Source organism: Kushneria aurantia DSM 21353 (genome assembly GCF_000382245.1).
GTDB classification, from domain to species: domain Bacteria; phylum Pseudomonadota; class Gammaproteobacteria; order Pseudomonadales; family Halomonadaceae; genus Kushneria; species Kushneria aurantia.
The window spans coordinates 196,108-216,023 of record NZ_KB907864.1; the positions used below are offsets into that span (position 1 = coordinate 196,108).

Below are 19,916 nucleotides of genomic sequence, written 5' to 3' on the forward strand. Positions count from 1 at the left end.
CTACTGCGGTCCGAAATGTTGGGGCAGAAACAGGATCAGCTCGGGAAATAGAATCAACGCGCCGATGACGGCCAGCATCACAAGCAGATAGATGAGGGTGGTGCCCAGCGCCCCGAGCAGCGGGATGCCGCCGATTCTGGCCGATATCATCAGACACAGACCGTAGGGCGGCGTGATCAGCCCAAGGCCCAGCGCCATAACGCTGATGACGCCGAACTGCAGTGGGTCAACGCCGGCCTGTGCCGCCAACGGCTGAAAGATCGGCGCCAGAATTGCCATTGCCGGCAGCGAGTCCATGAAGGTGCCCACCAGCAGCATGACCAGAGTAGCGACGATCAACAGGGTGGTGGGGTCGGTGATCTCGACGCCCGCCATCAGCTGCGGCGGAATTCGGTAGAAGCTGATCAGATAGCCGAAGATCGCCGCGCCCACCAGGCTGAACAGCGACAGCGAACAGAGTCTGACGGTGTCGGTGGATGCCTGCAGCACTTTTTTGAAGCTCAGTTCGCGATAGATCACGAAGCCCAGCAGCAGCGCATAGAATACCGCCATTACCGCCGCTTCGGTGGGGGTGACAATGCCCAGTGTGATGCCGCCGATAATCAGCACCGGAATACCGGCGGCGAGCAGGCCATCCTTGCCGGAGCTGACGATCTGGCCGAGCGTGGCTCGCGGGCGTTTGGGGACCTCGTAGCGACGCACGTAGCCAAGATTGAGCAGCAGTTGGGTCGCGGCGATGAGAACACCCGGTATGATGCCGCCGAGAAAAAGCCCGGCGATCGAAGTGCTGGTGAGGGCACCCCAGACGATCATGTTGATCGAGGGCGGAATGATGATTCCCATTACCGACGAGGCGGCGGTGACCGCGACGCTAAAGTGGGCCGGATAGCCCTCCTTTTTCATCGCCGGTATCAGCACCGTGCCGATACCGGCACTGTCGGCGGTGGATGAGCCGGAGACTCCCGCGAACAGCATGCTGACCAGAACGTTGACGTGGGCGAGTGCCCCCCTGATATGACCCACCAGGTGCAGGCACAGCGTGATCAGTCGGTCGGTGATCCGGGCGGCATTCATCAGATTGCCGGCGAGCAGAAACAGCGGCACCGCCAGCAATACGAAGGAGTCCATGCCGTAATACATGCGCTGGAACAGGATCCATGGCGTCAGGCGCGGGTCGAACAGGATGATGCTGAAAGAGGTCAGTACCAGTGACATCGCAATGGGTACGCCAGCGATAATCAGCACGCCGAGCAGGACGAACAGCAGCCACGGCAGCAGCGGCAGCCAGTCGATGGGCATCATGGGGCAGTCTCCCGGTGCTGGCTTGCGTCGGTCGGGGGCGGATCGCCCCCCTGTATGCAGGGCGTCGTGTTCGGTTCATCAGGCTCCGAAAGCGTATTGAGCGTCTCTTCCATGGCATAGACGCCACGCTCGGCGGTCAGCAGCAGCCGGTGCATACTGAACGACAGGATCAATACCCCACAGACGAAGAAGGTTGAATAGGTCACCACCATGGGCAGCTGTGAGGCAGTGGCGATGCGATTGAAGCCGGAGAGTGCAAAGCCGAAGCCGAACGTGATGAAGATGACGCCGACCAGCAAACAGCTGCTGTCGCGAACGATGCGGCCCACTCGATCCGCTCGCGAGCCGTGTGGGAAGGCCTCGAGCACGAAATGGTCGCCATGCCAGACGCCGATCGCCGTACCCAGCATGATCATCCACTGGAAAGCGAAGCGGCTCATCTCTTCGGTCCAGTAGAGCTGTGGCAGGAAGCCAAGGTTGCGGCTGACGATCTGGTATACGATCAACAGCATGAAACCGGCCAGTAGCAGTAGCAGCAGGACATTCAAAAGACGTTCCAGTTGGCGGTTGATGCGGCCAATAGCGGTGGTGATGGCCATGGGCGCTCTCCTCACGGCGTGTTGACGATCATTTCATGAACGTCGCGCAATCCCATTTCGTCGATGATCCGCCCCAGCGGCTCGGCGACGATGCGCTGCATGCGCTCGCGATCCATCGGGAAGAAGGTGGCTCCCTCCTCTCTGAGCGCTTCCCGGGCCTCTCTGTCGAGTCTGATCTGCAGCTCGCGTGCATAGGTCTCGCTTTCGTTGGCGGCGGACTGCATCGCCCGCTGCTGTGTCGGCGTAAGCGCATTCCATGTTCTGTTGGAGATGGTCAGCAAGCGTACGGTGATGTCATGGGCGGACAGACCGATATAGGGGGCGACCTCATGAAAACGCATGCGGTAAATCCACTCCGCTTCGTTGAGCAGACCGCCTATGGCGCCCAGTTGAAGCCCGGTGTAGACCTCCCGGTAGGCCATCACTGTCGGCCGGGTACCCAGCGCTGCCCAGGCCGTGGTCGTGGGGCGGGCCGGATTGGTGCGTAGCTTCATGCCTTTCAGGGCATCAAGGCTCTCGAGCGGTCGCGTGCTGACGATCTGGCGCGTGCTGCCGCCGTAATAAGCGAGCACCCTGACCCCGGTTTCCATCTCGATGCGCCGGGCGATCTCCTCGCCTGCTTCGCCGTCGAGCACGTGGCGCCAGTGCTCGAGATTGCGATAGAGAAAGGGAATGGAGAAGATGCTGGCAGTGTGAGAAAACTCCGAGATCAGTCCCGGGTTGACGATCGAGAAGTCCAGCGCGCCGGCGGTCTGCTGTTCGAACATTTCGGTTTCATGACCGAGCACGCCATTGCTGTAGAGGCTCACGGTCAGTTCCCCATCGGTCTTCTCTTCCAACAGCTGTTTGAAGCGCTCGGCGCTGAGATGGTAGGCCGTCTCTTCGGTGGCGCCGTGTGCAAGGATCAACTGCTGTGCCTGGGCCACGTCGGTGGTAGCCAGTATCGCGGCGGTCAGCAGAGTGATCAGCAGAGGGCGAAAACTATAGCGGCGTCTCATGATGACCTGCTCGTCGGTGTGGCAAGTGAGCTGGTACGTATATTGAGTGGAGCGGGGGCGACGATGCTCTGGAATTCGCGTGCCGGGCTGTCGAGCCGTCGCAGTGCCAGCGTGGCGGCGGCCCGGCCGAGCGCGCGGGGATGAGTGGCGATGCTGGTCAGGGAGGGGGTGGCCAGCGCGGCCTCGTCGCTGTCGTCAATACCGATCACGGCGCAGTCGACACCCGCTTCCAGGCCCAGCGCCGCCAGCGCCGCCAGTGCGCCCAGTGCCAGAGTGTCGTTGTGGCAGATCAGCGCCGTGGGGGGAGAGGCCGATGTCATTAGAACGCGGGTGCGTGCTGCGCCGTCGCGACGAGTCAGGGCACCGCGGTCGAGGCGAATCCGATTTTCCAATCCGGCTGCCTGCATCGCCTGTCGGTACCCGACCAATCGCTCCCGGTCGGCTGAATGGTCGGCGCTGCCGGCCATCAGGGTAACGTGCTGGTGTCCCTGTTCGACAAGGTGGGCCACGGCATCGCTCACCCCACGGCGAATATCGGCGCCGACATAGTCCCCGGTCGGCGACGCACCCGCGTGTCGCATAATTTCGATACAGGGCAGTCCCCAGCCGGCGATAGTTTCGATCAGGGTAGTGGACGTTCGTTCGGCAGGGCAGAGCAGCAGCGCATCGATACGCTGTTCGCGCATGCGGTCGAGAAAGCGCTGCTGTCTTGTGAGGCTGTCACCGCTGCTGGCCAGAAAGGGGAGTTGATCGCTGTCCTGCAGTGCGTCCTCCACGCCGGCCACCATGGCTGCAAAGAAGGGGTTGGCGATGTCATGCACCAGCACCCCCATGGTGGCCGTGCGTGCACTACGCAGGGTGGCCGCGCCGCGATTATAGACATACCCCAGCGTCGCCATTGATGCCTGAACGCGCTCGCGGGTTGTCCTGGCGACCAGCGTGCTTTCCTGCAGCACCAGCGACACTGTTGAGCGCGATACACCAGCATGACGGGCCAGATCCTTCAGGGTGACACGACTGCGACGCCCGGGGGTGGTCTCGGCGGCCATTTTGGACTCCTTTTGGATCGATCCAAAAATCGACCCACAGGCTATCGCCATCCCCTGCCTCTGCCTATGCACCTTTAGTGGGAAAGCGTGTCGAAGCGGTCAGGTGAAGCGTCTCGACAGCACCTCCGCATTGATCGGGCTGATCGGCCGCTCGCCATTCAGCGTCCGCTTGACGTTGTCGACCGCGCGCTGCGCCATGGCATTGCGGGTTTCATGAGTCGCCGAGCCGATATGGGGTAGCGCCACCACGTTGGCCATGTGCGGCAGCGGTGAGTCTGCCGGTAGCGGTTCCTTGTCGAACACGTCCAGCCCCGCGCCGCGAATTCGGCCTTCCTGGAGCGCCTCGATCAGTGCCGCTTCATCGACCACCTGACCGCGGGCGATATTGATGAAGATGGCGCTTTCACGCATCAGGCCGAGCTCGCGGGCGCCGATCAGATGGCGGGTGTCGGCGGTCAGCGGCACGATGGTGCAGACGAAATCGGCGCTTTGCAGCAGCTCGTCCAGCTCGCAGCGGCGGGCGCCCAGCTCTTTTTCGATCTCCGGTTTGGGCGAGGCATTGGCATACAGGATCTTCATGCCAAAGCCCAGTGCGCCGCGCCGGGCGACGGCCTGGCCGATGCGGCCGAAGCCCACCATGCCCAGCGTCTTGCCGTGCACGTCGGTGCCGAACTGTGCCGCGCCGATGCCGGCTTGCCAGTCGCCCTTTTTGACGTACTCGGCCAGTTCCACCACCCGCCGCGCGCTGGCCATGATCAGCGCAAAGCCGGTGTCGGCGGTGGTTTCGGTGAGCACGTCCGGGGTGTTGCAGAGCAGGATGCCGCGCCGGGTCAGCTCTTCGACAGGGTAGTTGTCGACCCCCACCGAAATACTGGCGATCACTGTCAGATCAGGGGCGGCATCAAGCATTTCAGAGGTGATGTTGAGTCCGGCGCCGATCAGGGCGTGAGCCTTGCCCAGCGCCTCGCGAAATTCGGGCCGTTCGGCGTCGCCGGGGCCGTCGAAGGCGTCGACGTGGAACTGTTCGCGCAGCTCGGCGAGCTGTGCATCGCTGAGGCGTCCATAGGTCAAGATACGCGGGCTCATGGGCATTCCTGCATTGTCAGATCGAGAAGTGAAGAAGTGATAGTGCAAAAGAAGTGGGGGCAGTGGCAATAATGCCCGGATTGCTGTTTTTTTGGCAGCAAGCGTCGCGACAGGACTTTCAGCCATGGCAGGAAATATCTAAGCTGACGGTTCCCGTAAAGATACGTAACAATCAAAAAGGATAGACAGCATGCGTAATGCAAAACTTGCCGGTGCTTTTTCGTTCACTTTTCTGACTGCCGGCCTGACGCTGGCGGCGCCGGCTCAGGCGCAGATGGACAGCGTTCATTTTGGTTCCTCCCCCTGGCCTGGTGTGACGGTCAAGACCGAGGTGGCGGTGCAGCTGCTGGAGGCGATGGGCTACGACACCCAGCGCACCGAGCTGGCGCTGAGTGCGATCATGCAGAGCCTCGCCGATGGCGATCTGGATGTGTATCTCGCCGGCTGGTATCCCAACCAGGCCACGATGGTCGACCCGCTGGTCGAGCAGGGCCGGCTCGAAAAGCTGGTGGTGAACGTCCCCGATGCCCTCAGCGGCCTGGTGGTGCCGGCCTACGTCTGGAACGACGGCATCCATTCGCTGGATGACCTGGTCGCCAACGGCGATCGCTTTGACCACACCATCTACGGCATCGAGGCCGGTGCGGCGATGAGTGACACCATCGACCAGGCGATCAGCAACGACTATGCCGGTCTGGGTGACTGGCAGCAGCAGAACAGCAACACTGCTGCGATGCTCTCCCAGGCAGGCAATATGATCGAGAACCAGCAGCCGGTGGTGTTCTACGGCTGGCGTCCGCACTGGATGAACCTGGCCTTCGATCTGCGCTATCTCGAGGACAGCCGTCCCGACTCGCAGATTGCCGGCGTCGAGGCGCAGGTCTGGACGCTCGCCAACCCGGGTATGGCCGAGGCCGACCCCAATGTGCACCGCTTTTTCGATCAGTTCGTGCTCGACAGTGAGATTCAGAGCGAGTGGATCTTCGCCTACAGTTACGAAGAGCGTGACGCAGCAGACGTGGCCCACGACTGGATCGCCGACAATCGCGATGTGGTCGAGGGCTGGCTGGAAGGCGTCACCGATCACGACGGCAACCCGGCGATGCAGCGCATCGAGTCAGCTTTTTACAACTGATGGCGCGGATCGGATACAGCGCCGACGACGTCTGTTAAGCTGAATAACGCCCCTGCACCCCTGCGGGGGCGTTTGCTTTGACAGGTCGATAACCCAATTCCATGTCCGCCGGTAAAAGAGTCACCATCGCCGATATTGCCCGCCATGTGGGCATGACCAATATTACCGTTTCGCGCGCGCTCAACCGCCCGGAAATGGTTCGAGCCGACACCCGCGAGCGTATCCAGCGTGCCGCTCGGGAACTGGGCTATGTCCCCAACGCCTTCGCTCGTGCACTCAAGCGCAGCGACAGCCGGCTGATCGGTGTGGTGACCGCGAGCATCGACAACCCTTTCTATGCCGAGATGATCAAGTCGATCTCGCGCCACGCCAAGCAGCACGATTACGCCATCATGCTGTTCGATACCGATGGCGATCCGGCCCTCGAGTCGATGGCGATCGACTCCCTGCTGAGCTATCAGGCCGCCGGGGTGATCCTGTCGCCGGTTACCGATGAGCCGGATTACCAGCCGGATTACATCAAGCGACTGGCGGCCGGTTCGATGGCCGTGGTGCAGCTCGACCGTACCCTGCACGACAGCGGCTTCAGTGCCGTGGTGCTGGATAATGTCTGGGCCGGTGACTGCGCTGCCCACTATCTGCTGGAGCGGGTGCTGGTGCAGCGCTCGGGGAATCAGCGGCGTCTTCTGGTGGTGGCCGGGCCGGAGCAGTCACAGATCAGCCGTCAGCGACTGGCCGGCGTGCAGCAGCGGCTCGCCGGCCACGAAAGCGACGTGGCCGTCGATGTGCTGTGGGGCGACTATAATCTGCCGCTGGCGCAGGCCGAGGTGGCGCGCTATTTGGCGCACTATCCGGTGCCCGCGGCAATCTTCGGGTTCAATCAGCTGATCACCCTGGGCGCGCTGCGGGCGCTGCGTGAGCACGGTATCGACCGCCGCTCGCTCGACGTGGTGGGCATCGACCGGCTGCCCTACCTGGATATCTTCGGTATCAGTGTGCCCTGCGTCGTGCACGACGGCTATCGCGCCGGGCGCGAGGCGCTCGAGCTGCTGCTGACACAGATGGCCGGTGAGCCGTCGCCGCGTACGGTGATCGTGCGGGGTGAGCTGCTGCAGTAGGCACGCCGCTCAGCGACAGGTGTAGCCGCCATCCACCGGCAGGCAGACCCCGCTGATCATCTTCGCGCCGTCGCCGAGCAGAAACAGAATCGGCTCGACCACATCCTCCAGCTCGGCAAAACGCCCCAGTGGGATGGCCGCCAGCATCGGGTCGCGCTTTTCCGGTGCCGACCACACTTTCTGCGCCATCGGCGTCAGTGTCACCGTCGGATTGACACTGTTGACCCGGATGCCGTGGGGCCCCAGTTCGAGGCACAGCGCACGGGTGATGCCGTCCAGCGCCGCCTTGGAGGTGCTGTAGGCGAGGTGATCGTCGAGCGCTACCAGCGCGGCCTGGCTGGAGACGTTGACGATACTGCCGCTTCGGCCCGCGGCGATCATGCCGCGTGCCACGCAGCGCGCTGCCACGGCGCTGGCGCGAGCGTTGGTATGAAAGACGTCATCGATCGCATCGGCGGGCAGCGTCAGCGCCGACTCCACGTGGGTGATGCCGGCGCTGTTGATCAGCCCGTCAAAGGGCCCCGTCGCTTCGATCAGCTGCTCCAGCGCGGCGCTGTCGGTCAATTCCAGGGCGTGGGTCTCGCAGCCGGCATCGGCCAGCGCCTGTAGCGCTTCGGGCCTGCGTCCCAGCGCGACCACGGCAGCGCCGCGCTCGCACAGCGCCAGCGCCACGGCCTGACCGATGCCGCTGGTGGCGCCGGTCACCAGGTAGCGCCGTCCCTGTAGTGAGTGGATTGCGGTGTCATGGCTCATGGGATCAGTAGCACCTTGATGGATTCGGCCGCGGTTGCCATGCGAAAGCCTTCCTCGAACTGCGCCAGCGGCAGCTCGTGGGTGACGATGCCATCGGTGGTCACCAGCCCGCGGGAGAGCAGGTCGATCGCTACCGGGAAGGTATGGGGCGACAGGTGGGCGCCGCGCACCTCGAGCTCCTTGCGGTCGCCGATGATCGACCAGTCGACGCTGGTCTCCTTGCCGAACACGCTGAACTCGACGAAGCGCCCCAGCTTGCGGATGATCTCCAGCCCCTGGCGCACGCCGCTGGGAGCGCCAGTCGCCTCGATATAGACATCGCAGCCGTAGCCGCCGGTCAGGCCCCGCACTTCGGCGGCGATATCGTCGCGGGCGGGGTTGAGCACGACATCGGCGCCGAACTTTTGCGCCAGCTCGAGGCGCGCATCCAGCATGTCGATCACGATCAGCTTTTTGGGCGTTTTCAAATGCGCCACCTGCACCATGGCCAGGCCGATGGGGCCGGCGCCGGCGATCACGACCGTGTCGTCGAGCTGGATGTCGCCGCGGTTGACGGCGTGAATGCCGCATGCCAGCGGCTCGATAAAGGCCGACTGGGCCCGCGTCAGCGTCTCGGGAATGCGGTGCAGGCGAGCGCGTGCCGGCACCCGCATATACTCCGCCATGCCGCCCTCGGCGACCTCGCGTTGAAAGCCGAGGATGTTGTGCACCTCGCACATCGACGTAGCGGCCGAAGGGCGTGTGGTGAGATGTTGCATGACAGTTTCTCCCGGCATTGGTTATAGCCTTCGAATTCGCGTTGCCGTTATCGGCATGGCGCGAATGACAGCGTTCAGTGTCATAATGTTAACGTTGTCATTTATTTATTAAGTCGCCTCTGCGGTAGCCTTGCAATGCATCTTTCGACGATGCGACCAAGGTCGATAAAACTTCGCCGCGACAGTGTGCCAGGGTAGCGATTCGGCTGCGGCGCGATGATCGGCAAAAAGTGGGCGCGTGGATGACGTCATTCCCGGCTGATGGACAAAGCCGGAACAGGACAAAGGACACGACAATGTATATCGGTGTGGATTGCGGCACGCAGAGTACCAAGGTGGTAGTAGTCAATGGCGCTGACGGTTGCATCCTCGGTGAAGCCTCGCGCCCTCATGCGTTGCATCAGGGCGACAACGGTCGGCGTGAGCAGAGCGTCGAGACCTGGACCGAGGCCTTTGGGCAGGCCCTGCATGAGGCTCTGTCGAATGCCGGGGTGGCCGGCAGCGAGGTGCGGGCGATAGGGATATCCGGTCAGCAGCACGGCATGGTGGCGCTGGACAGCGAAGGGCGCGCCCTGCATCCCGCCAAACTCTGGAACGATACCGAGACAGCCGCCTGGAACGCCCGGCTGATCGAGGATCTCGGCGGTGAGCAGGGCTGCCTCGACAAGCTCGGGCTGGTGCTGCAGACCGGTTACACCGCCTCGAAGATCGCTTGGCTGCGCGATACGCATCCCGACGCCTATCGGCGCATCGCAACCCTGCTGCTGCCGCATGACTATCTCAACTTCTGGCTGACCGGTGAGCGGGTCGCCGAAGCCGGCGATGCCTCGGGAACCGGTTATTTCGATACCCGCACACGCCAGTGGCGCCACGACGTTTTTGCCACCGTCGCGCCGGAGCTCGACGCCGAGTCGGTACTGCCGCGTTTGATCGGCTCCCGGGATGTGGTCGGTCGGGTGCGTCCCGAGCTGGCCCGCGAGCTGGGCCTGGGGCAGGATGTGCTGGTCTCCAGCGGCGGCGGCGATAATATGATGAGCGCTATCGGCACCGGTAATATCGAGCCCGGAATGCTGACCATCAGCCTGGGGACGTCCGGCACGATTGCCGTGCACTCACCGCAGCCGGTGGTGGCCGAAAACGCCATGGTGGCCAATTTCTGCGCCAGTCATGGCGGCTGGCTGCCGCTGATCTGCACCATGAACGTGACGTCTGCCACAACGACGATTCGCGAGCTGGTGGGCCTCGATATCGCCGGCTTCAATCAGGCCGTCGCCAGCGCCGAGCCGGGTGCCGGCGGGGTGACCCTGCTGGCGTTTTTCAGCGGTGAGCGGGTGCCGGCGCTGCCCCGGGCGCAGGCCAGTCTGCACGGTATGACCGGGCTGAACACCACCCCGGCGAATCTGTGTCGTGCTGCCGTGGAAAGCGCGACCTTCGGTTTACGCTACGGTCTTGAGCTGCTGGGCCCGCTGGCGAGCCGAGCCACGCAGATACGTCTGGTGGGTGGCGGGGCCAGGAGCGCCGTATGGCGTCAGATCGTGGCCGATGTCCTCGATGTCGACGTCGTTTGTCCGAAGGTAAGCGAAGCCGCGGCCTTTGGCGGGGCCCTTCAGGCGCGCTGGTGCGATCGGCGTGAAAGCGATGTCGCTCTTGAGGCGTTATGCAACGCATGGGTCGGGATCGACGCGGCGACGTTGCAGCGCCCGCAGTCCGAAGTCGTGACGCGCTATCATGACATTTACCAGCGCTATCTGGCGGTGCTCGAACAGCAGTATCCGAAGGCGTGATTCAGGGCGCCGCGGGGCCGTTGCCGGCCAGCACCTTGCGCAGAAAGCTGCGGGTGCGTTCGTCCTGCGGGTTGGTAAACAGGGTCTCGGGCGGCGCCTGTTCGACGATGTGGCCGCCCTCCATGAACACCACCCGATCGGCCACCTCGCGGGCAAACTGCATCTCGTGGCTGACCACGATCATGGTCTGCTGCTCGGCGGCGAGCTGCTTCATCAGTGTCAGCACCTCATCGACCCACTCCGGGTCGAGCGCCGAGGTGGGCTCGTCGAACAGCATCACTTCGGCACCCGCCGCCATCGCTCGACCGATGCCGATCCGCTGCTGCTGACCGCCGGAAAGCGAGGCAGGATAGGCGTCGGCCTTGTCCGCCAGGCCAATGCGTTCGAGGATCTCGCGAGCGCGGTCGTGGGCGTCGCTTTTGGACAGCCGGTCAACCACGATCATGCGCTCGGCGATGTTGTCGAGCGCCGTTTTGTGGGCAAACAGGGCGTAGTTCTGAAACACGAAGGCGGTGCGCCGGCGTAGCGCCAGAATGTCGTCGCGGCTGGCGTGCGTGGCGTCGACCTGCAGATCGCCTACCTGGATCCGTCCGGCATCGGGCGTTTCGAGGAAGTTGACGCAGCGCAGCAGCGTCGATTTGCCGGTACCCGAGGGGCCGATGACCACGATGATTTCGCCGCGCTCGAGGCTCAGGTCGATACCGTCGAGAACGGTATGATCGGCAAAGCGCTTGGTAATGCCTTCGAGTGCAATCATCGCTGATAGGCCCGGTTGAGTCGTTTTTCCAGCCACTTCTGCAACTGCGACAGCAACTCCACCACGATCCAGTAGATGATCGCTGCGACCAGGAAGGCTTCGAAGTAGAGAAAGCTGCTGGCTGCCTCCTTCTGGGTCGCCCCCATCAGCTCGGTGACGCCCAGGGTAAAGGCGAGCGAGGTGGCCTTGATCATGTCGATGAAGTAGTTCATCAGCGTCGGCGTTGCGACCCGAGTGGCCTGCGGCAGGATGATGCGGCGCATCATCTGGGCGTGGGTCATGCCGATGGAGAGTGCCGCCTCGCTCTGGCTACGGTCGATGCCCACGATAGCGGCGCGGATCGACTCTGCCATATAGGCCGAAAAATGCAGCGTCAGCCCCATGATGGTGGCGGTGACGCCATTGATCGACACCAGAAAGCTCAGAAACTGCGGCAGGCCGTAGTAGAACAGGAACAGCTGCACCAGCAGCGGCGTACCGCGGAAAAAGGAGATAAAAAGCCGCGCCAGCGGATCGAGAATTACCACCCGTGAGACGCGAATTACCGCCAGCAGCGAAGCGAGTACCAGCGCCAGTACCATGCCGAGGCTCGCCATGCCCAGTGTCAGCGGCAGGTAGCTGAGCAGAATTGGCGTCAGCGACAGCATGTAGTCGACATTGAGCGCGTGCATGGTGTGAAAACCCTGGCCCGAGGAAGGCTCGCCCCGATAGATACCGGGGCGGGTGAGGCGCTGCGATTAGCCGGCGCTGCTGTCGTTCTGCGGCGGCTGGGTAATATCGGTACCGAACCACTGCTGCGAAATCTCACTCAGCGTGCCGTTGTCCCGCAGCGTATCGAGCGCTTCGTTGACCCGGTCACGCAGGGCGCGGCCCGCGTCGTCATCACGAAACGGATAGGCATTCTCGATCCGTGAAAAGGGCTGGCCGGCCAGCGCCAACGGCAGCGGCTTGTCCTTGATGACCTGGCTGGCGCTGACCCGATCCATCACGAAGGCATCGGCGCGGCCCAGTGCGACGTCCTGTTCGATGTTGGATTCGTAGGTGCGAATGTCGATCTGGTCGGCATAGGGGAGTTCGCGCAGCAGCGATTCGTAATTGGAGCCGAGGTTGACGGCCACTGTTTTGCCCTTGAGATCCTCGACGCCGTGGATGGCGTCGTTGCCCTTGCGTACCACGACCTGGGCGCCATCGTAGACATAGGGTTCGGAGAAAGCGTATTTCTGCTGCCGTTCCGGGGTGATGGTGATCTGGTTGGCGATGGTGTCGATACGGCCGGAGTCGAGCATGCCGGCCAGTCCGGAGAAGCTGGCGGTCACGAACTCGACGTCGTCCCCGAGCTGCTCGCCGATGGCGTTCATCACATCGATCTCGAAACCCTGCAGCTGGTCGTGGTCGACGAAGGTAAAGGGGTAGTAGTTACCCGACATGCCGACACGAATCGTCTCTGCCTGAGCGGCGAGGGCGGTCATGGTCAGGGCCAGTCCCAGGCTGGCGAGACCGAGCATGCGGGCGATCAAACGGCTTGTTTTCATCATTTTCTCCTTGAGACGAGCGCACGTGCCGGCGCCGTGATGGTCGTCATCATAGCGCGACCTGTCATTATGGAATAAGAAAAATATTTTATATGCAAAATAGAGGGCGCATGTCGACAGGGTTCGTCGGCGTACCCCCTGGTGCCCGGGGGAGACGGGCGTCAGAAGTTTGCGGAGCCGGGATCGGCTTCGTTGTCGAGCTGGTTGGAGAGTACCGTCTCGATGAAATTCGCCACCAGATCCTGCACCTTCTCCTGATCGAGGCTCGAGCAGGCCATCCAGGTTTCGCCCTGCTCTTCGTGACGGTGGTGGCGCATGAAGCTGCGGTCGATACGCAGGCCGTCGTGATCGGGGTCGTGGCTCAGACGCAGGTGGTTGTAGTTGGTGAAGCCCTTTTTCATCGAGACGTGCTGTACCGGCAGCAGATGAAACTCCACCGCCTCGATCTGGCGTAACCCCTGCTCGTCCTGGCAGTTGACGTGAATCTCGCTGGCGTAGTGGTTGCTGGATGCGATATCGCGCGCCCACTCCATCGCCGGGATCAGCACCCGCTGGGCGATCTCGTCGAAGTGCAGCGGCTCCTCCGGCTCGCGTTCAATACCCTCTTCCGCTGCGGCGGGAGAGGGCGGCGGCGAGAGGTTACGGCCGTTTTGCTGCTCGTGTTTTTTGAATACCCGGTTCAGGTCTTTCATGTTCCTCTGCCTTTACAGCTTGCCGGACAACCAGGAGTTCCCCGGAAAGCTCGGGAATGAGCGTAATTATGACCAAGCGCATGAGCAGGACGTGAGTGGCCGCAATCGATCACACCAATGGGGACTGGATCGGCAGGTGGTCACTCGCAAGGCGTAAGGATGCTGGTTGAAGCTATCAAAAGGTTATCCCCCAAAACACCCTTTTTCCTTAATCTCTGTTAATTAAAAAAGCGAGTCAAGTGCGGTATCGGTCGGATAAGGCGCTGACGCGACATCATCCGTTGAAGTGAGCCGACCCTGGGTAGGTGGAAGCCGTGCAGGAGATGGTGGCTCTGGCGACATCTTCAACCGTTCAAGATTGAAAAAGGTAAACCGGTGACCAATGGCGGCGGCACTGAGGTCCTGGCCAGGGCGACAGTGCAGAGTGCTAAACTGCGCACCTCTTTGGTGCGGCGCTCTGCCGTCTCACGACCTGCTCTGGAGACTGCTCATGCCTTCCGCGACGACGAAAAACGAGCGCGAGCGCTGCGCGGCGCTGCTGTGGTTGGCCGCCTTCGCGCTGGCGGCGATTAACCTGCGTGCACCGATCGTGGTGATCGGCCCGGTGCTCGATCCCATCATGGCCGGGCTTGCCATCAGCGCCGGCGCTGCCAGCCTGCTGACGACCGGTATGCTGCTGTGCTTCGGGCTCTTTTCGCCGCTGGCGCCGGGGCTGGCGGCCCGGCTGGGGCTTGATCGAGCGATTGCCGCGGCGCTGACGGCGGTGGCGCTGGGCGCGCTGCTGCGCGGCATCGAGAACTTTCCGATAATGCTGGCCGGCACGCTGCTGACAGGGCTGGGTATCGCCTGCGGTAACGTCTTCATGCCGAGTCTGGTCAAACGCGACCGCAGTGAGAAGCTGGGGCAGACCATGGGGCTCTACACCGTCATCATGGGAATCGGCGCGACCCTGGCCGCCGCCAGCGCGGTGCCGCTGATGCGCATTGGCGAGAGCTGGACGCTGCCGGTGCGGCTGTGGGCGGGGTTGGCGCTGGTAACGGCGCTGAGCTGGTGGTGGCTGGCGCGCCGTGCCCCCGCCGAGGGCAGCACGGGGCCGCGAGGTCGTATCACGGCCCTGTTGGGCAGTTCGGTGGCCTGGTCGCTGACCCTCTTCATGGGGCTGCAGTCGCTGGGCTTCTACACCCTGCAGACCTGGCTGCCGGCAGTGGCCACCGCCGCAGGTGTCAGCCAGGCCGGCGCCGGAACCATGCTGTCGCTGATCAACCTGACCTCCATTCCGGCCAGCTATGTGATCGCCCGCAGTGCAGCGCGCAGTCATCACCCGGGGCGTCTGGTGCTGGGGCTGTGTGCGTTGATCGCCATGGCGCTGGTGGGGCTCATGGTGGCGCCGACGCCGCTGTCGCTGCTGTGGGCGGTGATGCTGGGGGCCGGGCAGGGTGGCAGCTTCAGCTTCGCGCTGACCATGATCGTGCTGCGCACCCGGCGTGCGCAGCACGCCGCCATGCTCTCCGGCATGTCGCAGAGCCTTGGCTACCTGATGGCGGCCGGCGGGCCGCTGCTGTTCGGCGCTCTGCACGGTGTCAGTGGCAGCTGGCAGCCCTCGCTGATGCTGCTGTTGGGGCTGCTGGCGGTACAGATGAGCGCCGGCCTTTTGATCGCACGGCCCCGCATGGTGGCACTGCGCGAGGCGTGACCAATCGCCGGTGTCGTCGCGGCCTCGCGCGGCGTCGCTGCGAGAACAGCCGCCGTAGCTGCGTCTCTTACCATCGTGACGGAAAATGCCAACAATCCCGTGGAACCCGTCATGGTCTATACCGCCGCCATTCTCATCAGCCTCGTCGGCTACTTTATTCTCGGCAATCTGGCCGGTCGCTGATGGTGCAGGCGCCGTGGGGTTTCGCCTGGTGCGTGAAAAAGGGAATACGGCACCGAGCGGACAGTTCGCCGAGTCCTGAAGCAGGGCCGCCGTAGCCGGTGCGGTACCGGCTACGGCGCAGGGCTGTGCAGGTCGGGCGTCGATAGCGTAAGATACTGCCCGCTGGCCGGCATAGCTCAGTTGGCAGAGCAACGCATTCGTAATGCGTAGGTCGGTGGTTCGAGTCCACTTGCCGGCACCAGCCTTTCCCTCCTGAATCAATCGCTTACGTTTCTCTGTAGATGTTTGATTCCCATTCCGATGGTGCAGTGTCAACCGAGTGTCAACGCCTGTAGCGGATTGAGCCTTGCTGCCTTCTTCACGCAGGAGAGTGTTAATCCTCGCTCAGCTGCTCAAGGCTGATGCCGAATGCAAGCGCAATCTTTTTGAGAGTATCACGACGAGGCGCCTCCGACTTCTCCTGCTGGGCATAGGCAGACTGACTGATACCGATGCGCTCGGCCACTTCTGCCTGGGTGAGCTTCAGGTATTTACGCCAGGCGGCCACCAGAGTAAGCCCATCGTTGACGATCATGCCCACGACTTCGTTGGGAATGAAACCGGACTCCGGCTGACCGGCCATGTAATCGGCGTAGGGAATGACAACAAAAGCAGGCGCGCCGTCTGGACCGCTGATGATCTGAAGGTTTTCAGTAGGTACGTTCATCGCGCTTTCTCACTTCCTGAATCTGAATAATCTGGATGCTGCCATGCCAATCAAACAGCACTCGGTAGCTGCCGACCCGCAGCCTATAGCCATAACGGTGACGCTTGAGCGCCTTGACGTTGTGGACATCCGGCATGTCAGCCAGTTGCTGAACAGCGGCATAGAGGGCCTGCTGTCTCTGAGGCGGTAGCTTCCTGAGCTGCTTGAGAGATCGCGGAGTCCAATCGATCCGGTTCATTTTGGCCCACCAGGCCTTATTATAAGAATAATAAGATATTAAAGAAGCATTGGAAAGCGTCGTATCAAAATGAAAACCGTCGACCAGGCGTCAACACCAATAGCGGGCAAAGGCGAGCATTGAGTGCATAGCATCTTGGCATATGGCTGATATGGCGGGTAAAGACGTTTTTATTCCCATTCCGATGGTGCAGTGTCAACGTCTGCGTCGGCGGTTGGGGCTGCAACATCGTCGAACCAGGCCGTACAGCCCTCACTCCATTGGTGCCATGTCTCCTGCTAACTCACACCGGGTACAGGCCACATCGCTGCGGTCGCCAGGGGATGGAATAGATGCGGACCTGTTCGGCAACGCAGGAGGCCGCTTCTCGCCCGGCGGCTCGCGGCTGATGTGCCAGAGTGTACCGGTGGCGATCAGTTCGCGCCTGCCGGAGGCATGAGCCAAACGGCTGTGCCCGCCATGAACCCAATGCGCTGGCGGCCGTTCGTTGGACGGCAAATAAGCGTTTGACAGTTTAATTTTGAAGATTGTATAAAATATACAAATCATTGATCAAATTCGGATCCCGGTACTTTCTGGAGTACCTCATGCAAAAAGTACGCGTCATTGATTCCCATACCGGTGGGGAGCCAACCCGACTGGTGATGGAAGGTTTTCCGCCGCTGGCCGGCCGCACCATCGCGGAGAAACGTGATGACCTGCGCGATCATCACGATCGCTGGCGCCGCGCCTGCCTGCTCGAGCCGCGCGGTCACGACGTGCTGGTGGGCGCGCTCTACTGTGAGCCGGAAACGCCGGGCGCTATCTGCGGCGTTATCTTTTTCAACAACAGCGGCTATCTCGGTATGTGTGGCCACGGCACCATCGGTCTGGTGGCGTCGCTTTATCATCTCGGCAACATCACGCCGGGCGACCATCTTGTCGATACGCCGGTGGGGCCGGTCAGCGTCAGGCTACACGCTGACGGTGCGGTAACGGTGCGCAATGTCCTCGCCTGGCGCTATCGGCGCCGGGTAGCGATCGAGGTGCCGGGCCATGGTCGCATGCACGGCGATATCGCCTGGGGAGGCAACTGGTTCTTTCTGGTTGGCGACCACGGTCAGCGGCTGTCGCTGGACAACGTCGATCGCCTCACCGAGGTGAGCCGCGCCATTCGCCGGACCCTTGAGGCCCTGGCGATCACCGGCGAGGGGGGTGCCCCGATCGATCACATCGAACTGTTCGGCGACGACGACGAGGCCGACAGCCGCAACTTCGTGCTGTGCCCCGGCATGGCCTATGACCGCTCCCCCTGTGGCACCGGCACCAGCGCCAAGCTGGCCTGCCTGGCGGCCGACGGCGAGCTGGCCGAGGGGGCGATCTGGACGCAGGCGGCGATTACCGGCAGCCGTTTCGAGGGTCGCTATCAGCGCGAGGGAGAAGCGGTCCGCCCCTGGATTACCGGGCGCGCCTGGCTGACCGCCGACACCACCCTGCTGATCGATGCTGAGGATCCCTTTGGCTGGGGGATTATCCCCACCCCGGCCACTTTTGACGACGGCGCAGCCGACGTGTCTGTCGAACGGAGAGATAATCGTGAATAACGCTGTCTTCAACGGCTGTATGCCGGCGCTGATGACTCCCTGCACGGCGCAGCGCCAGCCCGACTACGAGGCGCTGGTGGCCAAGGGCCGCGAACTGGTCGAACTGGGCATGAGTGCCGTGGTGTATTGCGGCTCGATGGGCGACTGGCCGCTACTGAGTGCCGCCCAGCGTCAGCAGGGCGTCGCACGGCTGGTGGCGGCCGGTGTTCCCACCATCGTTGGCACCGGCGCGGTCAACTCCGCCGAGGCGGTGTCCCATGCCCGTCACGCCGCCGAGGTGGGCGCTCATGGCCTGATGGTCATTCCCCGCGTGCTGTCGCGGGGAAGCTCGGCCGAGGCCCAGGCGGCACACTTTTCCGCCATTCTCGACGCTGCGCCGGCACTGCCGGCGGTGATCTACAACAGCCCGGTGTATGGCTTCGCTACCCGCGCCGAGCTCTTCTTTGCGCTGCGGCAAAAACACCGCAATCTGGTCGGTTTCAAGGAGTTCGGCGGCGCTGCCGATCTGCGCTACGCCGCCGAGCACATCACGTCCGGCCACGACGATATCGCCCTGATGGTCGGTGTCGATACCCAGGTGGTGCACGGTTTCGTCAACTGCAACGCCAGCGGCGCCATTACCGGTATCGGTAATGCCCTGCCGAAGGCGGTGCTGCGGCTGGTTTCGCTGAGCCGGGCGGCGGCAGCGGGTGACGTCCGGGCAAGGCGACTGGCGCTGGAGCTGGAAGCGGCGCTGGGGGTGCTCTCCTCCTTCGATGAGGGGGCGGATCTGGTGCTGTACTACAAGCATTTGATGGTCCTCAACGGTGAGCAAAACTACCGGCTTCATTTCAATCCCGGCGACGCGCTCGGTGAATCACAGCGGCGCTATCTGGAAACCCAGTATGCGCTGTTCAGGACGTGGTACGCGCAGTGGCCGGGCAACCCCGAGAGCAGCGCTGCCGGGCAACCGCAGCAGGTCTGAGCGGTATCGATCTGCTATCGCAACCTTCCCGAGGCGCTGCCGCCGCCGGTCTTGTGCGGCGGCAACCCGCTGAAACTGCGGCGGCTGGTCAATGGTCGGCGCGAAGTTTGAGTGCGTCGGCGCCGCCACAGTGCTGTGGCAGACTGGATGACTGCTGCGGTTTTGTATACAATATACGTCACTATCGCAGGGTTGACGACAGGTTCCATGGCAGGTTTTAAAACGCGCGCGCAGCAGGTGGCCGACGATCTCAGAGAGCGCATTCTCGGCGGCGAGTTCAAAGGCGGCGACCAGTTGCGCCAGGACGCTCTGGCGAGCGACTACAAGGTCAGTCGTATTCCGGTGCGCGAAGCGCTGCTGACGCTTGAAGCGGAGGGGCTGGTCGAGTTTCACGCCCACCGCGGCGCCTTTACCACCGAACTCTCGGTCGATACCATTCGCGAGCTGTTCGACCTGCGCGTGCTGCTGGAGGGTTATGTGCTCCGGCACGCCATCCCCGGTCTGACCCCTGTCCACCTCGCCAATGCCGAGCGCATCCTGCGTGAATACGATGCGGCACTCGAGGCCGGTCGCAGCATCGGCCACTGGAGCGACTATAACTCCGCTTTCCACCATGCGCTGTATGCGCCTGCCGGACTGCCCGAGTCGATGGCCATGATCGCCCATCTCAATACCCGCGCCGACCGCTATATCCGCATGCAGTTGCTCTACAGCCGCGAGATCGAAAAGGCCGAGCGTGAGCATCACGAGCTGCTCGAGCTGGCCCGCCAGGGCAATATCGACGGCGCCTGCCGGCTGCTGGAGCAGCATATTCTCGAAGCCTGCGACAGCATTGTGTCGATTCTTGAAAAGAACGTGCAGAACGCCTGAGCACGTGGCTCCCCATCTGACATCAACCTGATCGGGCGTCGGCGCCGTGGCTGACCTGCGCTCGGTGACAGCCCGTGCGACGACTCCGCCCGTCACGTTTTCCGCAGCGGGAAATG

Annotated in this window: 20 protein-coding genes and 1 tRNA gene; 8 read left to right on the top strand and 13 right to left on the bottom strand. The window is 62.8% G+C overall.

The genetic code is table 11. From position 1 onward, the window contains the following. The 5 genes from H146_RS0103870 to H146_RS0103890 form a co-directional block, all read right to left on the bottom strand. On the bottom strand, positions 1-1,302 hold the full coding sequence (locus H146_RS0103870) for a TRAP transporter large permease (protein ID WP_019950541.1): 1,302 nt from the start codon (positions 1,300-1,302) through the stop codon (positions 1-3). Further along, the gene (locus tag H146_RS0103875) at positions 1,299-1,901 is read right to left on the bottom strand and encodes a TRAP transporter small permease (protein WP_019950542.1); all 603 of its coding nucleotides are present in this window, start codon (positions 1,899-1,901) and stop codon (positions 1,299-1,301) included. Before H146_RS0103875 ends, H146_RS0103870 begins: the two co-directional genes overlap by 4 nt. 11 nt (positions 1,902-1,912) lie before the next feature. Continuing rightward, positions 1,913-2,899: a TRAP transporter substrate-binding protein gene (locus tag H146_RS0103880; protein WP_019950543.1), complete on the bottom strand. Its 987-nt coding sequence runs from the start codon at positions 2,897-2,899 to the stop codon at positions 1,913-1,915. Then, positions 2,896-3,948: a LacI family DNA-binding transcriptional regulator gene (locus H146_RS0103885; protein ID WP_019950544.1), complete on the bottom strand. Its 1,053-nt coding sequence runs from the start codon at positions 3,946-3,948 to the stop codon at positions 2,896-2,898. Before H146_RS0103885 ends, H146_RS0103880 begins: the two co-directional genes overlap by 4 nt. Positions 3,949-4,047: 99 nt before the next feature. Next, positions 4,048-5,034, bottom strand: coding sequence for a 2-hydroxyacid dehydrogenase (locus H146_RS0103890; RefSeq protein WP_019950545.1), 987 nt, complete (start codon positions 5,032-5,034; stop codon positions 4,048-4,050). 190 nt (positions 5,035-5,224) lie between these two features. On the opposite strand from H146_RS0103890, the gene H146_RS0103895 reads away from it, so the two are divergent. Together H146_RS0103895 and H146_RS0103900 are read left to right on the top strand one after the other, a co-directional pair. Further along, positions 5,225-6,169 (top strand): ABC transporter substrate-binding protein, encoded by a 945-nt coding sequence (locus tag H146_RS0103895; protein ID WP_019950546.1) that lies wholly within the window; start codon positions 5,225-5,227, stop codon positions 6,167-6,169. A 101-nt stretch (positions 6,170-6,270) separates the two neighbouring features. Beyond that, complete coding sequence (locus tag H146_RS0103900; RefSeq protein ID WP_026351732.1) at positions 6,271-7,287, top strand: LacI family DNA-binding transcriptional regulator; 1,017 nt, start codon at positions 6,271-6,273, stop codon at positions 7,285-7,287. A gap of 9 nt (positions 7,288-7,296) precedes the next feature. On the opposite strand, the gene H146_RS0103905 is transcribed toward H146_RS0103900, so the two are convergent. Beyond that, a complete protein-coding gene (locus H146_RS0103905; protein ID WP_019950548.1) occupies positions 7,297-8,040 on the bottom strand; it encodes an SDR family oxidoreductase in 744 nt (247 codons plus the stop codon). Further along, positions 8,037-8,798, bottom strand: coding sequence for a zinc-binding dehydrogenase (locus H146_RS18375; protein ID WP_019950549.1), 762 nt, complete (start codon positions 8,796-8,798; stop codon positions 8,037-8,039). Before H146_RS18375 ends, H146_RS0103905 begins: the two co-directional genes overlap by 4 nt. A gap of 296 nt (positions 8,799-9,094) precedes the next feature. On the opposite strand from H146_RS18375, the gene xylB reads away from it, so the two are divergent. Further along, positions 9,095-10,582: a xylulokinase gene (gene xylB / locus H146_RS0103915; protein ID WP_019950550.1), complete on the top strand. Its 1,488-nt coding sequence runs from the start codon at positions 9,095-9,097 to the stop codon at positions 10,580-10,582. A gap of 1 nt (position 10,583) precedes the next feature. Here xylB and H146_RS0103920 read toward each other — a convergent pair whose 3' ends face one another. From H146_RS0103920 to H146_RS0103935, 4 genes are all read right to left on the bottom strand, one after another. Next, complete coding sequence (locus H146_RS0103920; RefSeq protein ID WP_019950551.1) at positions 10,584-11,339, bottom strand: amino acid ABC transporter ATP-binding protein; 756 nt, start codon at positions 11,337-11,339, stop codon at positions 10,584-10,586. Further along, the gene (locus tag H146_RS0103925) at positions 11,336-12,010 is read right to left on the bottom strand and encodes an amino acid ABC transporter permease (protein WP_019950552.1); all 675 of its coding nucleotides are present in this window, start codon (positions 12,008-12,010) and stop codon (positions 11,336-11,338) included. The genes H146_RS0103920 and H146_RS0103925 overlap by 4 nt, the downstream gene beginning before the upstream one ends. Positions 12,011-12,076: 66 nt before the next feature. Then, positions 12,077-12,871 (bottom strand): amino acid ABC transporter substrate-binding protein, encoded by a 795-nt coding sequence (locus H146_RS0103930; RefSeq protein ID WP_019950553.1) that lies wholly within the window; start codon positions 12,869-12,871, stop codon positions 12,077-12,079. A gap of 161 nt (positions 12,872-13,032) precedes the next feature. Beyond that, the gene (locus H146_RS0103935; RefSeq protein WP_019950554.1) at positions 13,033-13,563 is read right to left on the bottom strand and encodes a hypothetical protein; all 531 of its coding nucleotides are present in this window, start codon (positions 13,561-13,563) and stop codon (positions 13,033-13,035) included. 490 nt (positions 13,564-14,053) lie between these two features. Between H146_RS0103935 and H146_RS0103940 the strand changes: the two genes are divergently transcribed. Then, positions 14,054-15,256 (top strand): CynX/NimT family MFS transporter, encoded by a 1,203-nt coding sequence (locus tag H146_RS0103940; RefSeq protein WP_019950555.1) that lies wholly within the window; start codon positions 14,054-14,056, stop codon positions 15,254-15,256. A 348-nt stretch (positions 15,257-15,604) separates the two neighbouring features. Further along, positions 15,605-15,680: transfer RNA gene (locus tag H146_RS0103950), tRNA-Thr, on the top strand. Positions 15,681-15,812: 132 nt separating this feature from the next. Here H146_RS0103950 and H146_RS0103955 read toward each other — a convergent pair. Beyond that, a complete protein-coding gene (locus tag H146_RS0103955) occupies positions 15,813-16,145 on the bottom strand; it encodes a helix-turn-helix domain-containing protein (RefSeq protein ID WP_019950557.1) in 333 nt (110 codons plus the stop codon). Beyond that, on the bottom strand, positions 16,129-16,383 hold the full coding sequence (locus tag H146_RS20550) for a type II toxin-antitoxin system RelE family toxin (protein WP_083920770.1): 255 nt from the start codon (positions 16,381-16,383) through the stop codon (positions 16,129-16,131). Before H146_RS20550 ends, H146_RS0103955 begins: the two co-directional genes overlap by 17 nt. Positions 16,384-16,970: 587 nt before the next feature. Between H146_RS20550 and H146_RS18380 the strand changes: the two genes are divergently transcribed. From H146_RS18380 to H146_RS0103975, 3 genes are all read left to right on the top strand, one after another. After that, positions 16,971-17,966, top strand: coding sequence for a 4-hydroxyproline epimerase (locus H146_RS18380; protein ID WP_019950559.1), 996 nt, complete (start codon positions 16,971-16,973; stop codon positions 17,964-17,966). Beyond that, a complete protein-coding gene (locus tag H146_RS0103970; RefSeq protein ID WP_019950560.1) occupies positions 17,959-18,930 on the top strand; it encodes a dihydrodipicolinate synthase family protein in 972 nt (323 codons plus the stop codon). The genes H146_RS18380 and H146_RS0103970 overlap by 8 nt, the downstream gene beginning before the upstream one ends. 207 nt (positions 18,931-19,137) lie before the next feature. Further along, positions 19,138-19,800 (top strand): GntR family transcriptional regulator, encoded by a 663-nt coding sequence (locus H146_RS0103975; protein WP_019950561.1) that lies wholly within the window; start codon positions 19,138-19,140, stop codon positions 19,798-19,800. Positions 19,801-19,916 lie beyond the last annotated feature (116 nt).